This window comes from Bartonella birtlesii IBS 325 (genome assembly GCF_000273375.1).
GTDB lineage: Bacteria > Pseudomonadota > Alphaproteobacteria > Rhizobiales > Rhizobiaceae > Bartonella > Bartonella birtlesii.
Window position 1 is genome coordinate 161,856 of sequence record NZ_CM001557.1, and the last position, 3,125, is coordinate 164,980.

Genomic DNA, 3,125 nt, shown 5'->3' on the forward strand with positions numbered 1-3,125 from the left:
CTTGGTGAGCGCCTCTCTGATCGTGTAGAAGCCATTACAGCAAAGCTTGATCGAAGTGATATCATCAATGGTCTTATGAGCAATGGCATGTCACGTGCAGATGCACAAAAGACCGCCAACCGTGCTGTTCAACTCTATCAAACAGCAGAAACAAAAACCGAGGACGCACTCAAAGCCCTTGAAGAACAAGCAGAAACACTCTCGGATAATCTTGAGGATGCCATAAAGGGAGCAAAAAACACTGCGACTAAAGTCACCAAAACAGCATCACATATGGGCTGGTGGGGCTTTTTAGGAGGCTTGATTGGTGCCATTATCTCCAGTATTTGTGGTTATTATGGTTACAGAAGCCGTAAAGAGACTTTCAAGTTTTAAAACTTCTAGCGCGCAAAAGCAAAAAAGCTGCACAGATTTGTGCAGCTTTTTTTACACCTGCTTGAAAAGCTTTTTGCATAATATGGCAATAAGAACTATTACTTTCTCAACCTATCATCAAAAAACTAGACAAAACAAAGTCGCCTAATATACCACAACACCCACATAGGCAGGAAAAAATTTTAAAAACCGTAAAAGCTTTAACATCTTAGGCAGGGGCATTGTGACAAAGAAAAAGTCAATGATTTTCGCTCAAATAGGACTTTTTCTTGTTTTGAGCTTAAGTAGCTTTGCTGATGAAACGGCTCAAGTTACATTTGCTTTACACTTAGCAGAAAGTACAACCTCCATTTCTATGTTGCTTTTTGCAGGGCTTATAGGAGGAATTTGTGCAGGCCCCATTGCCCCGCATCTTTTGCATTGCCTCCAGCCAGCACACATAGTTACTGTTATTTTATTGTTTGAAGCACTTTTCATAGCCACAGCTGCAGTCGCCAACCAATTTTGGATTTATATTGCCATTTCTTTCGCACTAGGCTGTGCTGGATCACTCTTTTGGTCTGCTATTCTTGTTGCGGTACCTGATTTTGCAAAAAATGATCACCAATTAGACCGTATCAATCGCATCATCCAAACGGTTCGTAATCTTGGCTATATTGTCGGACCACTGCTAGGGGGTGTATTGTATGGGATATTAAATGGGCAAAAAGGATTGTTTGTGCTGTCAATCATGGTTCTTTTTGCTACCTTTATCACTCTCTTCTGTTTTAAAAGTTTAAAAATTCATACACAAATGACAAACACAGCGCAGCAAAGCAAAAAAGGGCTAGATTTAATGAGTCTCTTGCGTAAAAAAAATGTTGTCTATGCTCTTGCTCCCCTCATCATCACTATTATCCTTACCTCTGCTCTTAACGTCTTATCGATTGTCCGCATTCGTACAGATCTCAACTTAAGCGCTGAAACCTATGGGATAATCACAAGCATGATAAGTCTTGGCCTCGTAGTTGGTCCACTCTGTTTCTCCAACTTTTTCCACCATTTTGGCAATGCTGCTGGAGCATCACTAGCTGCTGCAACCATTGGCTTAGCAATTTTCTGCTTTTCTTTAACGCAGCTCATATGGTTGATGATGTTATCATTTTTTATCCTTGGGAGTGCCAACGGTGTGCAAAACGCTCTGATGGCAAGTTTTATGATGAAAGCCATCCAGAAAGAACACCGAAACAACCAAATGCCTGCCTATATCTTTATCATACAAACATCCGTATGTCTTGGCTTTATAGGAGCTGGTTTTGTCCATGTTCATCATACCCAAAGCACGCTGTTTATCATTGGCATCGCCACAATGATCGCAGGCATATTAGGTTTTATCTTGAACAGTGCCGTACAAAAAAAGGAATATGATAATGGTTAACGAACTTTACTATCTTTGCTCTCAGGCAAACCAAACCCAAAAATGGTATGACAATCACCCCTCGATGAAATCGTTGTATCTCCCCTATAACCCCACACCAACCAATATTACTTTGATGAACCACTCTTGAGTGTGGAAGAGCTACAACCGTTCCCAAAATTTAGTTTATAGCAAAATAGAAACCAGTTTAACATCATGCAACAAGATCCTATAGGCTTAAACTTTTACAATGGAACAGGCAGCTATGTGTGGCAACTGGCAGACTATATGCGACATGATTGTCATGAGAGCTCCCACACACTTGAATTGCAAAAACCAACACCACCCATAGCCATCAATTTTTTCGCTGTCTACCCTCGTGAACCCAATCCTTTATCACGCATTCAATGAGCAAAAGACGTACAGATAACGAGAAATAAACTAGCTTTAATTGGAAAACGGCAAATACAACCTGTAACCGTTGTTTCTACAAAAGGAGCGGCATTTGGCGGATTCGACTTTCCCACATTTGAAGCACTTCGTGAAGGCTGCCTTGTCCAATCACTGAGGGAAATACAATTCAATGCTACTCTTCTTGCCTCTGGAAGTCTTTTGATATCACTTTTACAACACGATCTCATCGAAACAAATCAAAAAACATTTTCAGAAAATGATGCAACCGTTCTTTTACGAGAGCCAACATGTATTATCATAGATTCTTCTCTTGGCACTCTTGCCATTAATCAACTCAATAGGCATACAATCGGGCTACATAAAAAAACAAAACATCAATTGATTTATACCTTGTATTTGCAGGGAGATATATAACATTTCCTAGCGTACAGGTTATACGCTTTTTGCTATAGAAAAAATCTAGCTTTCCCTCTATAATTAAGAGAGTTTCATCGACTTTGTGCGCATGCCAATCGTGTATTTTTCTTGGGATAACGCTTTGATTTATAATAATGATATAGTGTTACTCATATTGAATGAGAGTCTCGAATAACGTAGGATTCTCTCATTCCAAATCTGTTTATCTTGAATCAATCAAAATCATTCCTTTGCACATAACAAGTGGGATGAATGTGTGGATCAAATTTGTATAAGAAAGGACTAAAAATGGCTCTTATAAACCGTCTTAATGCAAGGGCTGTAAGCAACATTGGGGGCTGGCAAATATAATGATGGTGTCGGCTTGTTTCTTCATAAGCGTAAAGATGGAGGTGCTCAATAGACTTATCGTTATACCCTTCATGGGCGCCACCATGAAATGGGCTTGGGTACGTTGCGAGATGTTTCTTTAAAACAAGCCCGTGAATTGGCAACTGGGTGGCGCTCTATTTTACGTGAGGGG

Annotated in this window: 3 protein-coding genes and 2 pseudogenes; 4 read left to right on the forward strand and 1 reads right to left on the reverse strand. The window is 40.0% G+C overall.

Annotated elements, in window-relative coordinates:
* Together QWU_RS00770 and QWU_RS00780 are read left to right on the forward strand one after the other, a co-directional pair.
* Positions 1 to 375 (forward strand): annotated as a pseudogene (locus QWU_RS00770) (DUF3792 domain-containing protein); the annotation flags it as partial.
* Positions 376 to 598: 223 nt separating this feature from the next.
* On the forward strand, positions 599 to 1,792 hold the full coding sequence (locus QWU_RS00780) for an MFS transporter (protein ID WP_006590492.1): 1,194 nt from the start codon (positions 599 to 601) through the stop codon (positions 1,790 to 1,792).
* 383 nt (positions 1,793 to 2,175) lie between these two features.
* On the opposite strand, the gene QWU_RS00790 is transcribed toward QWU_RS00780, so the two are convergent.
* Positions 2,176 to 2,355: a hypothetical protein gene (locus QWU_RS00790; RefSeq protein WP_017195973.1), complete on the reverse strand. Its 180-nt coding sequence runs from the start codon at positions 2,353 to 2,355 to the stop codon at positions 2,176 to 2,178.
* 28 nt (positions 2,356 to 2,383) lie between these two features.
* Here QWU_RS00790 and QWU_RS00795 point away from each other — a divergent pair, with 28 nt between their 5' ends.
* Positions 2,384 to 2,599, forward strand: coding sequence for a hypothetical protein (locus QWU_RS00795; RefSeq protein ID WP_017195974.1), 216 nt, complete (start codon positions 2,384 to 2,386; stop codon positions 2,597 to 2,599).
* Between the two features lie 291 nt (positions 2,600 to 2,890).
* Positions 2,891 to 3,125 (forward strand): annotated as a pseudogene (locus QWU_RS10225) (Arm DNA-binding domain-containing protein); the annotation flags it as partial.